Genomic DNA, 17487 nt, shown 5'->3' on the forward strand with positions numbered 1-17487 from the left:
CGTCAGCCTCCGATCGCCGACATCGGGCGGGCCGGCTGAAGGAAAGACGGATCGTCGATCCCGTGCCCGGCCCGCTTGCCCCACATCGCCACCCGCCACCGGTCGGCGAGTTCGTCGTCGATGGCGCCGCCGCGCAGCGCGGCCCGCAGGTCGGACTCCTCGGTGGCGAAGAGGCAGTTCCGCACCTGCCCGTCGGCGGTGAGCCGGGTGCGGTCGCAGTCTCCGCAGAACGGCCGGGTGACGCTGCCGATCACCCCCACCCGGGCCGGTCGGCCGGCGGCGTCCGTCCAGCCCCGCACCAGCCAGGTCTCGGCCGGCGCCCCGCCGCGCTCGGCCGGATCGGGCAGCAGGGTGAACTCGGCCCGCAGCGCGGCGAGGATCTCCTCGGCGGTGACCATCGTCGACCGGTCCCAGCCGTGCTGGGCATCCAGCGGCATCTGCTCGATGAAGCGGAGCTGGTAGCCGTGGGTGAGGGCGAAGCGGAGCAGCTCCGGCGCATCCTCGTCGTTGACCCCGCGCATCAGCACGGAGTTGATTTTCACCGGGGCCAGCCCGGCGGCGACCGCCCCGGCCAGCCCGGCCAGTACGGCGTCCAGCCGGGGCCGCCGGGTCAGCTCGGTGAAGCGGGTCGGGTCGAGGCTGTCCAGCGAGACGTTGACCCGGTCGAGTCCGGCCTCGCGCAGCGGCCCGGCGAGCCGGTCGAGCCCGATCCCGTTGGTGGTCAGCGAGAGCACCGGCCGGGGGGAGAGCGCGGCGACGGCGGCGACGATCTCCGGCAGGCCGGGGCGGATCAGCGGCTCGCCGCCGGTGAACCGGACCTCGGTCACCCCGAGCAGGCGTACCGCGATGCCGACCAGGCGGATGATCTCGTCGTCGGTCAGCACCTCCGACTTCGGCAGCCAGGGCAACCCCTCGGCCGGCATGCAGTACGTGCACCGCAGGTTGCACCGGTCGGTGAGCGAGACCCGCAGGTCGGTCGCGGCCCGGCCGTACCGGTCGACGAGGCCCCCGACGTCCGGCCGCTCCGCCGACGTGCGGTCCGGCGCTCCCCCGGATCGACCGGAGCCGGATCGAACGGGAATGGTCATCGCTTGACGGTAGCGCGTCACACCGACAGCGCGGCGCGGGCCGTCCTACCTACCGCATCCCGGTAGGCCGCGCCGAAGAGCGCGGTGTGCACCAGCAGCAGGTGGAGCTGGTGCACCGGCACCCGCTCCCGCCAGCCGTCGGTCAGTGGCCACACCTCCCGGTAGGCGTCCATGATCGTGTCGAGGTGCGGGGCGCCGCCGAAGAGGGCGAGCTGGGCCAGGTCGGTCTCCCGGTGCCCGCCGTGCGCCGCCGGGTCGACCAGCCAGACCCGCCCGTCGGCACCCCAGAGCAGGTTGCCCGGCCACAGGTCACCGTGGATCCGGGCGGGCGGCTCGGCGCCGCCGTACTCCTCGATCCGGGAGATCACCCGCTCCACCAGGGTGATCTCGGCCGCGGCGAGCGCGCCGTTGTCGACCGACTGCCGCAGGTAGGGCGCGAGCCGGTGCTCGCCGAACCAGACCGGCCACGGGCCGGCGGACGGGGTGTTGTCCTGTGGCAGTGCCCCGACGAAGCCGGGCCGGTCCGCGCCGAAGGTGCCCGCGCCGGCCCGGTGCAGCGCGGCCAGCTCGGCGCCGAACCGCCCGGCGGCCGCCGGGCTGGGCTCACCCGGCTCCACCCACTCCAGCGCCAGCAACTCCGGCAGCGCCGCGATCACCTCCGGCACCGGGACCGCGCCGGCCGCGCGCAGCCAGCGCAGCCCGGCCGCCTCGGTGGCGAAGAAGTTCTCGGGTACGCGCTGAGTGGCCCCCTCGGGCCAGGACTTGGCGAAGACGGAGTTGCCGTCGTCCAGGGTGAGCCGGGTGGCGGCGCAGATGTCGCCCCCGGGCACCGGCGTCTCCCGGATCCGCTGGTGGGTGAGGAAGAGCGGAAGCTGCCCGGGATGCTCCCGCAGGTACGCCAGGTCCATCTGGGCAAGGTAGCCCTTCGCCGGACGCTCTTGGCCAACCAGGTGTCGCGACGCGGCGATCGGGAGTAGATATGAGAACGTGGCCGCTACCGCGATCCGACCGTACCGGCCGGCCGACCATCGGGCCGGTCGGCGGCTCTGGGTCGAGCTGGCCGAGCAGCACCGCGAGCTGTACGACGATCCGACCTTCGGCGGGACCGACCCGGGCGCGGCGTTCGAGGAGTACCTGACCCGGCTGGACCTCTCCGGGGTGTGGGTGGCGGAGCGGGGCGATGCCGGGGTCGTCGGGCTGGTCGGTCTGATCATGGATGGCCGGGACGGCCGGGTCGAACCGGTGGTGGTGACCGCCCGGCTGCGGGGCCAGGGGATCGGCCGGGCACTGCTCGACCAGGTCGCCGAGGAGGCCCGGCGGCGCGGGCTGGCCCGGCTCACCGTGAAGCCGGAGTCCCGCAACGCGGCGGCGCTGCGCTGCCTGCGCGGCGCCGGCTACGACCTGCTCTCCGCGATCGAGCTGACCGTCGAGCTGCGCCCCCGCTCCGGGGCCCGGGGCAGCGCCGTGGAGTTGCACGGGCAGAGCTTCCACACCTGAGCCCGCGTGTCGTCCGGTCTCCGACCCGAGGCCGGAGGTCGATCATCCGGAGCCGGTCCACTGCCGCTCACCTAAGATGTGGCGTTCAGGTCCCCGGACAGGAGGAGCCCGTCGTGACGCCCTCGGCGACGTTCCTGGCAGAGTGCCTGCGCCGGGCCGGGGTGCGCGACGTCGTCGCGGTGGAGCCGGTGACGGGTGGGCTCGCGGCACTCGCGGGCATAGCGACTCGCCGGGATGCGCCGTCGGTGTTCGTCAAGGCCTTCGCCGACGCGCCGGCCGACGACGTCTTCGGCGCGGAGGCCGAGGGGCTGGCCGCACTGCGCGACCTCGGCGGCGTGACGACGCCCGAGGTGATCCTGGCGGACCGGGAACTGCTCGTGTTGTCGGTGCTGCGGCCGAGGCCGCGCAGCGAGGCCTTCTGGGAGCGGTTCGCGCACGCGCTCGCCCGCCTGCACACGGGCACGGCCCATCCTCGCTTCGGATGGCACCGCGACAACTGGCTGGGCCGCCGCCGGCAGATCAACACCTGGCACGACGACGGCTTCGCGTTCTTCGCACAGCATCGGCTGCTCCGGTGGCTGGGGCAGCCCCGGGTCGAGGTGGCACTCGACCCGGGAGACCGGACGGCGCTGGAGCGGCTGTGTCACCGACTGCCCGACCTGCTGCCGGACCGGCCGGCATGCCTGACGCACGGGGACCTGTGGGCGCAGAACGTGCTGGCCACCCCGGACGGCCAGCCCGCGCTGATCGATCCGGCGGTGTCCTACATGTGGGCCGAGGTCGACCTCGCGCACGTGTGGTCCACCTCCCCGCCGCCCGAGGCGCACCGGTTCTTCGAGGTGTACGCGGAGCTGACCTCCCTGGACGCCGACTGGCAGGCCCGCATGCCGATCCTCCAGTTGCGGCAGCACCTCGCCGTGCTGGCCCAGTTCGACGACGACTGGGGTGCGGGCGACCAGGTCCGGGCCACCCTCGCCCCGTTCCGGACGCGCACCTGAGCAGCGGCAGCGGCACAGCGGCGCTACGGCTGGCGGGCGATCTCGGTGACGAGGGCGTACCAGGCGGCGGGAGTGAAGGCGAGAGTGTGGCCGTCGCGGTCCTGGGCTGGCTTCCGAAGGCGTCGAAGAATCCGATGCGAATGACTACGGGTCGCGGTTGGTGGCTGAGCAGCGGAACTACGAAGAGTAGCTGTGGATAGCCCCGGGCGTGTCGTCCACAGGCAGTGGACCGGGTACTCGATCATGTTCGTCGCTTCGGCACGCTCCCCGCCATGACCCCGATCGACCGAGCCGTCCTCGCCGTCCGTTCGACCGCCGACCTGCTCGCCGCCGTGCCGTACCTGCTCGGCTTCCACCCGGCCGACAGCGTGGTGGTGATGGCGCTGCGCGGCAACCGGATCGTCTTCGTCGCCCGTGGCGACCTGCCCGGCGTCCCGGCCGGGCCGGCGGCCGGCGGAGAGGTCGGCGAGGCCGCCGCGCAGGTCGCGGCGGTCGTCGCCCGGCAACAGGTCGAGACCACGACCGTCATCGGGTACGGCGAGCCGGCCCGGGTCACCCCGGCGGTCGACGCGGTGACCGCCGCCCTCGGTCGGGTCGGGCTGCCGGTGCTCGAAGCGCTCCGGGTGACCGGGGACCGCTACTGGTCGTACAAGTGCGCAGACGTCGACTGCTGTCCGGCCGACGGGCGGCGGTTCGACTCCTCGACCAGCCAACTCGCCGCGGCGGCCACCTTCGCCGGCCAGGTCGCGCTACCCGACCGGGACGCCCTGGTCCGGCGGATCACCCCGCTCGACGGGCCGGCTCGGGACGCGCTGCGGGAGGCGGCCAGGAGGGCGGAGGTCCGCCTCGACACACTGCTGGACCGGGCCCGGCCCGGGGATCCGCAGGGTCGCCGGGCGCTGCGCCGGGCCGGACGTACGGCGGTACGCCGGGCGATGCACCGGTACCGGACCGGCGGTCAGCTCACCGACGACGAGGTGGCCTGGCTCAGCCTGCTCCTGGTGCACCTGCCGGTCCGGGACGACGCCTGGCGGCGGACCGGCGGCGAGGAGTGGCACCTGGCGCTCTGGACGGACGTACTCCGTCGGGCCGAGCCCGATCTGGTGCCCGCTCCCGCCAGCCTGCTCGGCTTCGCCGCCTGGCGGGCCGGGCAGGGTGCCCTGGCCGGCGTGGCGGTGGAGCGTGCGCTGCAGGCGCGGCCTGAGTACTCGTTCGCCCAGCTCCTGGCCGAGGCGTTGCAGGCCGGCATCGGACCCTCCGTCCTCGACGACTGGCTCGACTCCGACCCCGACCCCGACCGGCCGTCGCCCCGGCCGTCGTCCCGGCCCGGAGACGAGGACGGGTGACGCGGCTTCGCGGCACCGGCGTCACCGCCGGGTGCCTCGGCACCTCGAAACCGGAGGTCGCTCGCAACCAGCCCCTTGCTCGGGGCGGGAGACATAGGAAAAGATGACCGACGATACGAGGTGTGCGGGGGCTCACTCGTCGGGTTTGGGTCCCGGGCCGAGGTTGGGGGACCGGTGAGACTCAAGCCGTTGATTATCGCGCTACTGCTCACCGCGGCTGGCGGCCTGGTCGGCACGCCGGCGGCAACCGCGGCACCACCCGCCGGTCCGCAGCCGTCCGCCAGCGCCGCCGACACGCTCGCCATGGTCGTCGGACAGTTCAACATGGCCGGTGGTCACCCGACGCACGGCGTCAAGGGCAACGAGGTCGCCGACGCGCTGGCCCAGGACATCAACCGGCGGGTTCCCCAGCTCGCGTTCCTGACCATCAACGAGGGCTGTCTGGACTGGCTGGAGCGGGTGGAGGCGCAACTGCCGGACCCCTACACGGTGCGCTTCGACCCGATCCGGGGCGGCAGCGGCCAGGTGGCGAACTGCAAGCACGAGTCGCCGTTCGGCAACGCCATCATCTACAACGAGGATGTCCTACCCGACCCGCAGCCCGTGGCGCATGACCTGCGTGCGCTGGAGGGCGCCGAGAAGCGCGAAATGCTGTGCCTGCGATCCGTCGCCAGGATGCTGGTGATCTGCACCGCGCACCTCGTCGCCTCGGGCGAGAACGTCGAGCAGCGTCGGCGGGAGGCGGCAGAGGTCAAGCGGGTGCTCGCGACCGACTATGCCGGCTACACCGTGATCCTCGGTGGCGACCTCAACGACGACCCGATCTCCCAGGCGACCAGCAATCTCTACCACAGCGGCTACGAGGGCATTCCGGGCCAGGAGGCGCACGGCGTCTTCAAGGAGGCGTTCAGCCCCTGCCGCAACGAGATCAAGGTTCGGTACCTGGGACCCGGCGGTGAGGAGAACTGGTGCCGGAGCGGACCGGACACCCACGGCATCAACAAGTTCGACTACCTGTTCGTGCCGCCGGAGGCGGTCGTCCACTCGTCCAGCGTCGTCTCGTCACCGCACTCCGACCACAAGCAACTGTGGGCCGAGCTGACGGTGCCGGTGAGCATCGGGCCGCTGGTGGACTCGATCATGGTGGTCGGAGACTCGATCAGCCAGGGTCTCGAGGGCGACTACACCTGGCGCTATCGGCTCGCCCAGCACCTGAAGGCGGCCGGGCGTGACGTCACCTTCGTCGGCCCCTACCGCGGCACCACCCGGCTGCCGAGAAGCCTGCCGGCGAACTTCCCCGACGAGTCGGCGCCGCCCTACTTCAACGGTGTCTACCGCGACGGTCTCACATTCGACAGCGACCACTTCGCGCAATGGGGCCGCCAGGCGCACCAGGTGAAGGACGACATCCGCGCTCGCGTGGGCCAGTACCAGCCGACCTACCTCCTGGTCGAGCTCGGCTTCAACGACCTGGGCTGGGGCGTGTCCGACCCGGACGGGCTGGTCGCCGACATGCGCACCCTCATCGCCAACGCCCGGTCCGCCAAGTCCAACATCCGAATTCTGGTCGCCACCGTCCCCCAACGCACACCACTGGACGTGCAGCCGGACCTGGGCGCCCGGATCAGCGCGTACAACGCCAAACTGGGGCCCGCCGTGCAGGCGCTGAACACGACGACCTCACCGGTACGGCTGGTGGACATCACCACCGGTTACGACCCGTACGCCGACGCCTATGACGGCCTGCATCCGAACCCGTTCGGCGAACACAAGATCGCGAAGGCGTTCGCCAACGTCCTGTGGAGCCAGTTCCAGGTCGGCGCGCCCTACAGCGACCCGTCCGGAAGCCTCCCGCATCTGGTGCCCGTGTCGCCCGCGTGGATGCGGGCCACGTCCACCGTCGCCGGGATCAAGCTGGAATGGCAGCACTCCTTCGGCGCCGGTGGCTACTGGCTCTACCAACGCGACGCAACCGCCGGCGAGGGGTTCCAGCGGCTGCCGTTGCAGATCCCGGCCGACTCGTGGAGCGTCAACTGGGTGATACCCGGCCACCGCTACGAGTTCTACGTGGTGGCCACCCGCGGGAACTGGCAGGCCAACGGGCCATCGCCGATCGCCTCCGTCACGGTTGCCAACCAGGAGACCGCGGCCGGCCCACCGAACATCACCGCGACGTCCGGGCCGGGCTACATCGACGTGCGCTGGGACGCCGCGACCGGGCCGTACAGCGACACCGTGCACCGGTACACCGTCTACTACCTGGACAACTCCGAGCCGGGCGCCATTGTCTCGACGAAGTCCACCACCGGCCGCTCCATCCGGTTGTCCGGCCTGGTCAGCGGTCATTCTTATGTCCTGGCCGTGTGCTCGGTGAACGCGGCCGGGGAAGGACTTCCCGCGCCCGGCCCAACCCTCACCGTCGGCTAGTTCCGGCACTGGCCGGCCCTGCTCCTGCCGGAGGTCGGGTCGCGGGCGGAGTTCCCCGATGCGTTCGGGTGTCCAGTGGTGTCCATCCATGTCCAGATCCACGCTCCGGGCGCGACGGGCGCTGCGAAGCCGCGGCATGGTCCACCCGGGCCGGGCAACGCCGGGTACCGGACCGGCGGTGAAGCGGGCGGACGCAGGGCCGTGCGCGGTCAGGTCGTGATCCGGGGATCTCCGGCGTACACGTTCATGGTGCCGCCCCGGAGGAAGCCGACCAGGGTCATCCCGGCCTCGGTCGCCAGTTCGGCGGCGAGGCTGCTCGGCGCGGAGACGGCGGCGAGCAGCGGGATGCCGGCCATCCACGCCTTCTGGGTGAGTTCGAAGCTGGCCCGGCCGGAGACCAGCAGCAGGTGTCCGCGCAACGGCAGGCGCCGATCCCGGACCGCCCAGCCGATCACCTTGTCGACCGCGTTGTGCCGGCCCACGTCCTCGCGCAGCACGACGAGTTTCCCGTCGGCGGTGAAGAGTCCGGCGGCGTGCAGTCCACCGGTACGGTCGAAGCCGCGCTGGGCAGCCCGGAGCTGCTCCGGCAGGCCGGCGAGGGTACGCGCCGGCACGGTGACCGGGTCCGTCGACACGTCGTGTCGGGACCGGGTCCGGACGGCGTCGATGCTTGCCTTCCCGCACACCCCGCACGAACTGGTGGTGTAGAAGTTCCGGGTCGGATCGGTGGCCGGTGCCGGTACGCCGTCGGCCAGCACGATGTCCAGCACGTTGTAGGTGTTCGGGGTGTCGGTGCCGGCGCAGAGCTGCGCGGTGCGTACGTCGTCGGCGGTCCGGATGATTCCCTCGGTGAGCAGGAACCCGATCGCCAGGTCGATGTCGTCGCCGGGGGTACGCATGGTGACCGCCAGCGGGGCGCGCCGGTTCGTCCCGGCCGGACCCACCCGGATCTCCAACGGCTCCTCGGCGGCGAGGTTGTCCCGGCGGCGCACCGAGACCCGGCCACCCGCCTCGGCGGAGTCCAGGTCTATCCGCAGTACGCTGCGCCGGCCACTGGCTCGTCCCATGCCGTAATCCTGCCTCGCTGCCGGCCGCACACCACCGGAAGCCTTGGTTACCGTTACCGGATGACCGGAACGGAACCGTCGACCGAGCCCTCGCCGATCGAGCCGGAGCTGGCCGGGTTCGCGGCTGTGGTGCTGGCCGGCGGGGCGGCCCGCCGGATGGGTGGTGCGGACAAGCCGGCGCTGCCGGTGGGCGGTCGCTCGATGCTGGACCGGGTACTCGCGGCGGTCGCCGACGCCGATCTCCGGGTCGTGGTCGGCCCGGCCAGCGCCCTACCGGCCGGGGTGCGGGCGACTCGGGAGCAGCCGCCCGGCGGCGGACCGGTCGCGGCGGTCGCCGCCGGCCTGGCCCTGTTTCCCGACACGGTCCCGGCACACACCTGCGACACGGGCAGTTCGAGTGCCGCACCGTCCGGCACCGGAATCGTCGCGCTGCTCGCCGCCGACCTCCCGCTGCTGACCACCGAGGCGGTACGCCAACTCCGTACCGCGCTGTGCCGGGCTGCCGATGCCGACGGCGTGGTCTACGTCGACGACGCCGGACGGGCGCAGTTTCTCTGCGGGGTCTGGCGGGTCACCCCGCTGCGGGCCGCGTTGGGTCGAGTCGCCGCCGCCCGCGACAGCGTCCTCACCGGTACGTCGATGCGCGCCCTGATCGCCGAGCTGAGCGTGGCCGAGACGGCGTGGCGGGGCACGGGACCGCCACCGTGGTTCGACTGCGACACTGAGGAGGACGTACGCCGGGCAGAGGAGTGGACCAGTTGAACGCGATGGAGCGCTGGGTGGCGGCAGCCTGTGCCGAACTCGACCTCGATCCCGCGCAGGTCGACGTACCCCGGGTCCTCGACCTGGCCCGCGACGTGGCGCACAACGTACTTCGGCCCGGCGCACCGGTCACCGCGTACCTGCTCGGGGTCGCGGTCGGTCGCGGCGCGGACCCGGCGGTCGCGGCGACCGCCCTCACCGCCCTGGCGACCGGCTGGCCGGCCGACCGGGCGCCCGCCGCACCCGACGGCGATTCCGAGTAGCTCAGCGGCTCCGGCACGTCACCCACAGTCGATCGCCGTCTGGGGATCGTCCGCGCCCCGGCGTTCACGTCACCAGCCCGGACCGGTACGCGTACACCACCGCCTGCACGCGGTCGCGTAGGTCGAGCTTGGTGAGGATGCGCGACACGTACGTCTTGACGGTCTCCTGACTGATCACCAGGCGGGCCGCGATCTCGCCGTTGGACAGGCCGTCGGCGATCAGGCGCAGCACCTCCAACTCGCGCGGGGTCAGTCCCACATCGTCCGGCGTGCCGTCGGCGGGGCGGATGCGCGCCGCGTACCTGCCGACGAGCTGCCGGGTCACCTCGGGCGCCAGCAGCGCGGCGCCGCTGGCGACGGTGCGGATGCCGTGCAGCAGCTGTGCCGGTGGGGCGTCCTTGAGCAGGAAGCCGCTCGCTCCGGCGCGCAGCGCCTGGTAGACGTACTCGTCGAGGTTGAACGTCGTCACGACGAGCACCTTGACCGGGTGGGCCACTCCGACGCCAGCCAGCAGGCGGGTCGCCTCGATGCCGTCGAGTACCGGCATCCGTACGTCCATCACCACCACGTCCGGGTGCAGCCGGCCGGCGAGGTCGACCGCCGCGCGCCCGTCCCCGCACTCGCCCACCACCTCCAGGTCGGGCTGGGCGTCGATGATCGTCGCGAAGCCGGTACGGATCAGCGCCTGGTCGTCGCAGACCAGCACCCGGATCGGCGCGGTCACGACGTGCTACCGATAGGGATGCGGGCCCGGACGACGAAGCCGTCATCCTCCCGGCTTCCCGCGCTGAACTCGCCGCCGAGCACGGTGACGCGTTCGCGCAGCCCGGCCAGGCCGCGTCCGCTCCCACCCGGGTCTCCGGGGTGCGTGCCCGAGCCGTCGGTGCTGATCTCCACCGTGATCTCCCCTTCCCCGTGCCGAACGTGCACGGCGGTGCGGCTGCCGTGGGCGTACTTCAGGGCGTTCGTCAGCGCCTCCTGCACGACCCGGTAGGCGGCGACCTCCGCGCCGCCGGTCGTCGCCGCCGGGCTGCCCTCCTCGGTGAACTCCACCGGCTGCCCGGCCTGCCGGGTCTGCTCGACCAGAGCGCGCAGCTCGCCGACGGACGGCACGCGCGGGTCGGCGCCGTGGTCGGGGTTGAGTAGGTCGAGCAGGATCCGCAGGTCGGCGATGGCCCGCCGGCCGGTGTCGGTGATGGCGGTGAGGGTGGTGTCGAGGCTGTCGGGGGCGGCCGTCAGGTAACGCGCCGCCTCGGCCTGCACGACCATCGCCGTCACGTGGTGGGTCACGACGTCGTGCAGTTCACCGGCGATGCGGGCGCGTTCGGCGGCGCGGGCGGTCGCGGCGACGTGACGGCGGCGCTCGGCCTCGGCGGCCCGGCTCTGCCGCAGCCAGGCCCCGGTACCCCAGGCGAGGGCCAAGGCCAGGTAGAAGGTGAGGAAGCCGCTCACGCCCTCGGTCGATCCCTGCCGGTGGAGGGCGACGGCCAGTGCGACGTACGCTGCGGAGCCCAGAACCAGGGTGGTGCGGCGACGACGTTCCAGGTGGGCCCCCGCGCTCAGCAACGCGATGGCCAGCGCGGCGCCCGCGACCGTGTGGTAGGCGCGCAACTGGTCGATGGTGAAGCCGAGCGACACCAGGGCGAGGGAGATCCCGGGCCAGCGCCGGCGGATCGCGAGCGGGAGGCACTCCAGGGCGATCGCCACCACGGCCAGCTCGTCGAACGGACGGCCGGGCAGGTTGCCGAGCTGCGTACCGCGGTCGTGCAGCACCGGGACAGCGGAGGCGAGGGCGATCAGCAGCGCCAGCGGGAGATCCCGGACCGTGACGGGCCAGCGCCGCCACGAGTCCGGGAGCCTCCGCAGGTCGACCATCAGGAGACAGTAACGCTCGCCGCCGGGGCGTCGACCGCGCGGCGACGCGGGACGATGCGACCGCGGCGGTGGGCCAGCCACATGAACACCACGGTCAGCACCAGCCCCGCCATCACCGTGTACAGGCTGCCCTCCGGCCCGAAGTCGCCGCCACTGAGCAGCGTCGGACCCGACGTGGTGGCGTCCAGCAGCCCCTTCGACTCGCCATTTCCGGAGACCACGACGCTGAAGATGCCCCCGGCGGCGAAGTTCCAGCCGAAGTGCAGCCCGATCGGCACCCACAGGTTGCGGGTGGCGACGTAGCAGGCGGCGAGCATGAAGCCCGCCTCGATCGCGATGGCAGTCGCGCCCCAGAGGCTGGCGTCCGGGTTGACCAGGTGGATCAGGCCGAACAGCACGCCGGTCAGCAACAGCGAGAGCCAGGTCCCGAGGCGTTCCTCGACGAGGCGGAGCAGCAGGCCCCGGAAGATCAACTCCTCGGTCGTGGCCGCGGCGGCCATGAACCCGAACAGCCCCACCAGGCCGGACACCGAGCCCATTCCGTGCACGTGGTAGCCGCCGAGCATGGCGATGTTGACGATGACGGCGGCGAACATGGCGAACCCGATCAGCGCCCCCCGGGCGATCCGGGCGCCGGCCCCGGCCCGGGCCAGCTCCGTGACCGCACGTCGTTCGGTACGGCGCACCACCCACCCGTACACGAGGAGCGCGGCCACGGCGGTCGCCACCCCGAGGGCAAGGGAGAGCCAGGGGTTGCCCGGCACCGCCATGACGGCCCGGTTGCCGACGAGGCTTACCGCCACCACGGCCAGGATCTGCTTCAACGCACGCATGATGGTTCCTTCGAGAGGTGTGGCGGCCGGAGCGCCGCGGTCACCTGGAACGCTATGGATTCGCTGGCCGGGAATCGTCACCGTGCGGTGGACACTTGCGGGTAGCTCTCTCGGGGGACAAGCCCGGTGCCGACGCCTACTGGGACGGCTCCCCGGGCGGGGGTCCGGGCGATTCGCGTCGCCGCCGGGCGAGTTCGGTCATCCGCTCGGCCATTCGCGGCGATCGCGCCGGTCAGCGGAGCCTTCGCCAGTGGTCTGGCCGCCAGTGACCCGAACTACAAGCCGAGCAGGCCGGTTTCGCTGATCACCTTCGTCGGCCGCGACGACCGGATCTCCTCCCGGATCTACAGCGGGCTGTCCCGATGGCAGAAGAACCTGGGCTGCACCGTCGGGGAGCCGGTCTGGGTCGACACGGCCAGAACGGTGAACCGTACGGTCAGCAGCTGTCCGGACGGCAGCCAGGTCGTCGACTACACGGTGAACGGGATGGGTCACGCCTGGCCGTCGGCGAGCGGCTACCGGGCCGCTGTCGACGCCACCGTCGCGATGTGGGAGTTCTTCGCCGCGAATCCCCGCCGGTAGCGCGGTTCTGTCCGATCGGGGTCCGCACTGTCCCGGCAAACCAATCGGCTGGGTAGGGTGTGCGGTGCCCTGACGGACGGAGGCGGTTATGGCGGCTGACAACCCTGAGGCGCCCAGGGACCAAGTGATCGAGGGGAACCCGGCCGAGCATCACGAATCGATCCTTCTCGACGAGCCGACCACCGCAGACCTCCGGGTGAAGGTGACCGAGGCGTGGCAGGAGTTCGCCCGCGCGCTCGCCGGCCAACTGCGCGGCCTGCCGACCGGTACGCAGATCGCGCTCACCCTCGACCCCACCGCCTCCGGCACCGGGGACGCGGTCTACTCGGTGAGCATCGAGGTCGGCGGGGACGGCCAGGTCGACCTGCGGGCGGTGGGCAACGCCGCCCTCCCCCAGGGGTACCGGCTGGACCGGGCCGCGGTCGCGGACATGATCGCGCTCGGCTGGTCGCCGCCCGGCGTGGTCGAGGGCTCCGGTGGACACTTCGGGATGCGGGCCGACACCAGCGAGGCGATCCGGCTCGCCAGCACGGTGTCGCGGACCCTGCGCGACGTGTACGGCGCACCACACCCGGCCTTCCTCGTCTTCCTGGTGCACGACGAGTCCGACGAGCCACTCACGGTCGAACCGCTCGGCACCGCCCGGCCCGAGATCGCGGCCGATCCGACCGCCGACCTCGACCTCGATCTCGACGAGGCGCTGGCGGCGGCCCGGACCGCGCAGAGCGGCAGCGACGCGATGCCGCTTCAGGAACGGGTCCGGACCGTGGTCTCGGCGATGCTGAAGTCGTCGGCGGACCAGCTCCAGGTCGACTCCGACGGCGACATCGGCATCCGGGCCGGTTCGGCGATGGTCTTCGTCCGGGTCCGGGACAACCCTCCACTGGTCGATGTCTTCTCCCCGGTGCTCACCGAGGTCGAGCCGACCGAGCAGCTCTACGTCAAGCTCTCCGAGTTGACCAACAGGATGCCGATCGGTCGGCTCTACTGCACCAACGACACCGTCTGGGCGTCGATCCCGGTCTTCGGCCGCAACTTCCAGGCGACCCACCTGATGCTCGCCATCCAGGTGATGACCGGGCTCGCCGACGAGCTGGACGACCGGCTGCACGGCGAGTTCGGCGGCCGGCGGTTCTTCGGCGAGGGCGACAAGGCGCAGCAACGGGACGCGGGCGAGCACCGCACCGGGATGTACCTCTGACCCTCGGTGCGGTGCTCGCCCGTCCCCGACTTGGTGACCGGAGGAGGAGCGCCCTCCAGGTCAGATCCGGATCACCGCCAGCGTGCCGAGGGTGCCCGGGTCGGTCGCCTTGATCGCGCCGTCGGACACGGTCCAGAGCACCCCGTCGACCATCAGCGAGCGGCGGATCGTCGCGCTGGAGTCGACGGACCGGGCCGCGGGGTGCTCCACCACTCCCGTCTCGGTGAAGCCGCCGTCGGCCACCCGCAGCACAAGCGCGCGGCCGATGGGCAGCTGCCCGCCGCCGCGGCCGGTCTGCTCGTACGTGGTCACCGGCACCACCAGGGTGTTGGTGGCCGGCCAGTAGAGGAAGGCGTGCGGGTCGAACTCGGCCTCGGAGTGGCCGTACCGGACGTGGTGTTGGGCGATCCGGGTCGGCCTGGTCGGGTCGGAGACGTCGAAGAGTGAGATCTGGCTCCCCTTGGTCCGCCCCTGTTGGTCCGCCTCCTGGCCGATCCCGATCAGCCGCCCGTCCCCGAGCGGGTGCAGGTACGACGAGTACCCGGTGATCTTCAACTCGCCGGTGACCTTCGGCGCGCGGGGGTCGCGCAGGTCCACGGTGTAGAGCGGATCGGTCTGCCGGAAGGTCACCACGTAGCCGATCCCCTGGGCGAACCGCACGCTGTAGATGCGCTCACCCTTGCCCAGCCCGGTGACCCGCCCGGCCTCGGTCAAGGTCCGCCCGTCGGCGCGCAGCACGTACACCGCCGAACTGGACCTGGGGTTCGGTCCCCAGGTACGTCCGCTGGTGGTGGCCACCCGCAGGTGCCCGTCCCACTCCGACATCGCGTACTGGTTGATCAGCCAGCCGGGCACGGTGGCGGCGGTGACGTAGCGGGGCCGGTCCGGGCCGGAGATGTCGAACTGGTAGATGTGGGTCTGCTCGTCCTTCGGGTCGGGTGCCCGGTCGCTGGCGGTCAGCGCCGGCAGCACCCGCCAGCGCTGGTCGCTGGCGAGGTAGAGCCGCGACCCGTTGCTGTAGACGGTGTCGCCGTCCGCGGCGACCGACACCGGGTCACCGTCGCCGAGGCTGGCGGCGCCGAGGTCGAAGCTGAGCAGGGTGATCAGTGAGGCGCCGGAGTAGACCGCCGGTCGGCTCAGCCGGTCGCAGCCGACCCGCCCGGTGCTGGTCTGCCCGCCGGTGCTGGTCTGGTAGCGGGGCAGCCAGGCGTCGATCGGTGCCTGCTCCACGATCTTCCGGTTGGCCGCGAGCCGCTTTTTCTCGTTGACCGGCCCCGCTCCCTTCTCCAGCGGAAAGTCGAGCCGTGGCCAGGAGCGGACCACCACCCGGACGGTCGGGCCGACCTGCCGTGCGTCGATCAGGCCGCCGTCGATCCGGTAGTCGCCGATGACCTTCGGGGCGCCGGTCAGGTCGACCAGGATCAGCCGGGGACCGACGATGGCCTGCGGCTGGTCGTCGGCGGGTGGCACGTCGGGCTCGCCCCGCCGGATCCCGCCGGGGCGGGCCACGCCGTGCTCCCGGACGAGTACCAGCGCCCGGTCGCCGTGCAGCAGCAGATCGCTGTCGGCCCAGCCGAAGTCCGGGATGGAGCTGACCTTCAGGGTGCCGGTCAGCCGCCGGCTCGCCGGATCGATCACCCGCAGGATGCCCCTGTCGACCGTGACGATGCGCCGGCCGTCGGTCTTTACCAGGTCCGGCTCGTCGACCCCGGCCTCGTGGGTGTTGGTACCCGAGTAGTCGGATCCGGCTCCCGGCGCGGCGGCGTTGTCCCGCTTCGCCACCCCCGCGTCGGCGTCGGCGGCGCGCTCGGCTCCACTGTTGGCCTGAAATGCGGGGGTGAGGGCGCCGCCGGGGAGACCGTACGGCCCGACGTGCGCCTTGGCCGCGGACCGGAGCCCGGCCAGCGCGCTCGCGCAGGAGTCGAAGGCGACCAGCCGCAGCCCGTCGGCCGGTACCCCGGAGTCGCGCGGCGGCGGCGGGACGGTGGGCTCGGGTTCGGAGGTGCAGCCGCTGAGCAGCGTGCCGACCAGCGCCAGGCCGGCGACGAGCGCCGTGCCGACGGCGGCACCGGATCGCGTTCCCCGTTCGCGTGTCATACGTCGTTCGACGCGCCGACCCGCCCCCACGGTTCCCCGCCCCGAGTCCGCGACCCGGTTGCCCCGGGCGCCGGCTGTCTGGCGGTGGGGCCGGTCACGACGGGGCGGGCGCGACGGTTGGGGAGTCGACCAGCCGGGACAGCACGATCATGCTCCGGGTCGAGGTGACGAAGGGCTCGGCGCGGAGCCGTTCGAGGGCCTGTTCCAGGTGCGCGATGTCCGCCGCCCGGAGGTGGACCAGCGCGTCGGCCTCGCCGGAGACGGTGTACGCGGCGACCACCTCGGGGTGCCGCCGGGCCGCCACGGTGATCTGGGTCGGAGTGGTCCGCCCGGTGCAGTAGAGCTCCACGAAGGCCTCGGTGCTCCAGCCCACCGCCGCCGGGTCGATGACGGTGGTGAATCCCCGGATCACCCCGGCCGCCCGCAACCGGTCGACCCGCCGCTTCACCGCCGGTGCGGAGAGCGAGACCCGGGCGCCGATCTCCGCGTACGAGGCCCGGGCGTCGGCAACGAGTGACGCAATGATTCGCTGGTCCACGCCGTCGATCTGCAACGTTCCGCCTCTCCCAGGCAACAGTTCTGGCTGTTGGTAAATCTGTACCGTACCTACCCTTGGATCCGTGAACCAGCCGAGGATCCCAAGAAAGCGGACATATCTCCTCTGTCCGCCGGAGTACTTCACCGTGGAGTACGCGATCAACCCGTGGATGGACACCACCACCCCGGTCGACCGGGAGTTGGCGGTCAAGCAGTGGCACGGGTTGCGGGAGACGCTGCTGGGCCTCGGTCACACGGTGCACGAACTCGACCCGGAGCCCGGGCTGCCGGACATGGTCTACGCGGCCAACGGCGCCTTCGTGGTCGACGGCACCGTCTACGGCGCCCGGTTCCGGCACCCGCAGCGGGTGCCCGAGGCGGCGGCGCACCGCTCCTTCCACGAGGCGCGGGGTGCGCGGTTCGTCGCACCCGCCGAGATCAACGAAGGTGAGGGCGATTTCACCTACCTGCCGGAGGCACACGGCGGGCTCATCCTGGCCGGGTACGGCTTCCGGACCGAGCCGGCCGCGCACGCCGAGGCGCAGGAGGCGCTCGGCCGACCCGTCGTCTCGCTCCGCCTGGTGGACCCGCGCTTCTACCACCTGGACACCGCCCTGGCCCCGCTCGACGACGGCAACATCGCGTACTTCCCGGGGGCGTTCTCGGTCGCCGCCCAGCGGGTACTGGCCCAGCTCTTCCCGGGCGCGGTCGTGGCCGACCAGGTCGACGCGTTCGCGTTCGGGCTGAACCTGGTCAGCGACGGCCGGCACGTGGTGCTCAACAGCGAGGCCGGCGACATGGCGGCCAAGGTCGCCGCCGCCGGCTACCTTCCGGTCCCGGTGGACCTCTCCGAGCTCAAGAAGGGCGGCGGCAGCGTCAAGTGCTGCGTCGCCGAACTGCGCGACTGAGCCGGC

General features: G+C 72.3%; 17 protein-coding genes. 9 read left to right on the forward strand and 8 right to left on the reverse strand.

Annotated features, from left to right (window positions below):
• Positions 1–2: 2 nt before the first annotated feature.
• Both moaA and ABNF97_RS04475 read right to left on the reverse strand, forming a co-directional pair.
• Positions 3–1088, reverse strand: coding sequence for a GTP 3',8-cyclase MoaA (moaA, locus tag ABNF97_RS04470; protein ID WP_349337730.1), 1086 nt, complete (start codon positions 1086–1088; stop codon positions 3–5).
• 17 nt (positions 1089–1105) lie between these two features.
• Entirely contained in the window at positions 1106–1996 is an 891-nt protein-coding gene (locus ABNF97_RS04475; RefSeq protein WP_349337731.1) for a fructosamine kinase family protein, read from the reverse strand.
• 79 nt (positions 1997–2075) lie between these two features.
• Here ABNF97_RS04475 and ABNF97_RS04480 point away from each other — a divergent pair, with 79 nt between their 5' ends.
• From ABNF97_RS04480 to ABNF97_RS04495, 4 genes are all read left to right on the forward strand, one after another.
• On the forward strand, positions 2076–2585 hold the full coding sequence (locus tag ABNF97_RS04480) for a GNAT family N-acetyltransferase (RefSeq protein ID WP_349337732.1): 510 nt from the start codon (positions 2076–2078) through the stop codon (positions 2583–2585).
• Positions 2586–2698: 113 nt separating this feature from the next.
• Positions 2699–3583 carry a fructosamine kinase family protein gene (locus tag ABNF97_RS04485; protein ID WP_349337733.1) on the forward strand — a complete coding sequence of 295 codons (885 nt, stop codon included), beginning with the start codon at positions 2699–2701 and terminating at the stop codon, positions 3581–3583.
• 272 nt (positions 3584–3855) lie between these two features.
• Complete coding sequence (locus tag ABNF97_RS04490; protein WP_349337734.1) at positions 3856–4929, forward strand: DUF4192 domain-containing protein; 1074 nt, start codon at positions 3856–3858, stop codon at positions 4927–4929.
• A 174-nt stretch (positions 4930–5103) separates the two neighbouring features.
• Positions 5104–7356 (forward strand): GDSL-type esterase/lipase family protein, encoded by a 2253-nt coding sequence (locus ABNF97_RS04495; protein ID WP_349337735.1) that lies wholly within the window; start codon positions 5104–5106, stop codon positions 7354–7356.
• A 209-nt stretch (positions 7357–7565) separates the two neighbouring features.
• On the opposite strand, the gene fdhD is transcribed toward ABNF97_RS04495, so the two are convergent.
• Positions 7566–8423: a formate dehydrogenase accessory sulfurtransferase FdhD gene (gene fdhD, locus ABNF97_RS04500; RefSeq protein ID WP_349337736.1), complete on the reverse strand. Its 858-nt coding sequence runs from the start codon at positions 8421–8423 to the stop codon at positions 7566–7568.
• A 60-nt stretch (positions 8424–8483) separates the two neighbouring features.
• Between fdhD and mobA the strand changes: the two genes are divergently transcribed.
• Both mobA and ABNF97_RS04510 read left to right on the forward strand, forming a co-directional pair.
• Positions 8484–9185, forward strand: coding sequence for an NTP transferase domain-containing protein (mobA, locus tag ABNF97_RS04505; protein WP_207230432.1), 702 nt, complete (start codon positions 8484–8486; stop codon positions 9183–9185).
• A gap of 5 nt (positions 9186–9190) precedes the next feature.
• Entirely contained in the window at positions 9191–9448 is a 258-nt protein-coding gene (locus tag ABNF97_RS04510) for a DUF6457 domain-containing protein (protein WP_502930450.1), read from the forward strand.
• 64 nt (positions 9449–9512) lie between these two features.
• Here ABNF97_RS04510 and ABNF97_RS04515 read toward each other — a convergent pair whose 3' ends face one another.
• Genes ABNF97_RS04515 through ABNF97_RS04525 form a run of 3 tightly spaced genes read right to left on the reverse strand, consistent with a single transcriptional unit; the run spans position 9513 to position 12156 of the window.
• Complete coding sequence (locus tag ABNF97_RS04515) at positions 9513–10172, reverse strand: response regulator (RefSeq protein WP_130461317.1); 660 nt, start codon at positions 10170–10172, stop codon at positions 9513–9515.
• Positions 10169–11323 carry a sensor histidine kinase gene (locus tag ABNF97_RS04520; RefSeq protein WP_349337738.1) on the reverse strand — a complete coding sequence of 385 codons (1155 nt, stop codon included), beginning with the start codon at positions 11321–11323 and terminating at the stop codon, positions 10169–10171. The genes ABNF97_RS04515 and ABNF97_RS04520 overlap by 4 nt, the downstream gene beginning before the upstream one ends.
• A complete protein-coding gene (locus ABNF97_RS04525) occupies positions 11323–12156 on the reverse strand; it encodes a CPBP family glutamic-type intramembrane protease (protein WP_130461319.1) in 834 nt (277 codons plus the stop codon). The genes ABNF97_RS04520 and ABNF97_RS04525 overlap by 1 nt, the downstream gene beginning before the upstream one ends.
• A gap of 126 nt (positions 12157–12282) precedes the next feature.
• Here ABNF97_RS04525 and ABNF97_RS04530 point away from each other — a divergent pair, with 126 nt between their 5' ends.
• Positions 12283–12738 (forward strand): alpha/beta hydrolase family protein, encoded by a 456-nt coding sequence (locus tag ABNF97_RS04530; RefSeq protein WP_349337739.1) that lies wholly within the window; start codon positions 12283–12285, stop codon positions 12736–12738.
• 88 nt (positions 12739–12826) lie between these two features.
• Entirely contained in the window at positions 12827–13939 is a 1113-nt protein-coding gene (locus tag ABNF97_RS04535) for a T3SS (YopN, CesT) and YbjN peptide-binding chaperone 1 (protein WP_349337740.1), read from the forward strand.
• A 60-nt stretch (positions 13940–13999) separates the two neighbouring features.
• On the opposite strand, the gene ABNF97_RS04540 is transcribed toward ABNF97_RS04535, so the two are convergent.
• Together ABNF97_RS04540 and ABNF97_RS04545 are read right to left on the reverse strand one after the other, a co-directional pair.
• Positions 14000–16036 carry a beta-propeller domain-containing protein gene (locus ABNF97_RS04540; protein WP_349337741.1) on the reverse strand — a complete coding sequence of 679 codons (2037 nt, stop codon included), beginning with the start codon at positions 16034–16036 and terminating at the stop codon, positions 14000–14002.
• Between the two features lie 94 nt (positions 16037–16130).
• On the reverse strand, positions 16131–16589 hold the full coding sequence (locus ABNF97_RS04545; protein ID WP_130461324.1) for an Lrp/AsnC ligand binding domain-containing protein: 459 nt from the start codon (positions 16587–16589) through the stop codon (positions 16131–16133).
• Between the two features lie 67 nt (positions 16590–16656).
• On the opposite strand from ABNF97_RS04545, the gene ddaH reads away from it, so the two are divergent.
• Positions 16657–17481 carry a dimethylargininase gene (ddaH, locus tag ABNF97_RS04550; RefSeq protein ID WP_349337742.1) on the forward strand — a complete coding sequence of 275 codons (825 nt, stop codon included), beginning with the start codon at positions 16657–16659 and terminating at the stop codon, positions 17479–17481.
• The last annotated feature ends 6 nt before the right edge of the window (positions 17482–17487 follow it).

Source organism: Plantactinospora sp. B6F1 (assembly GCF_040120695.1).
In the GTDB taxonomy this organism is placed as follows: Bacteria; Actinomycetota; Actinomycetes; order Mycobacteriales; family Micromonosporaceae; genus Plantactinospora.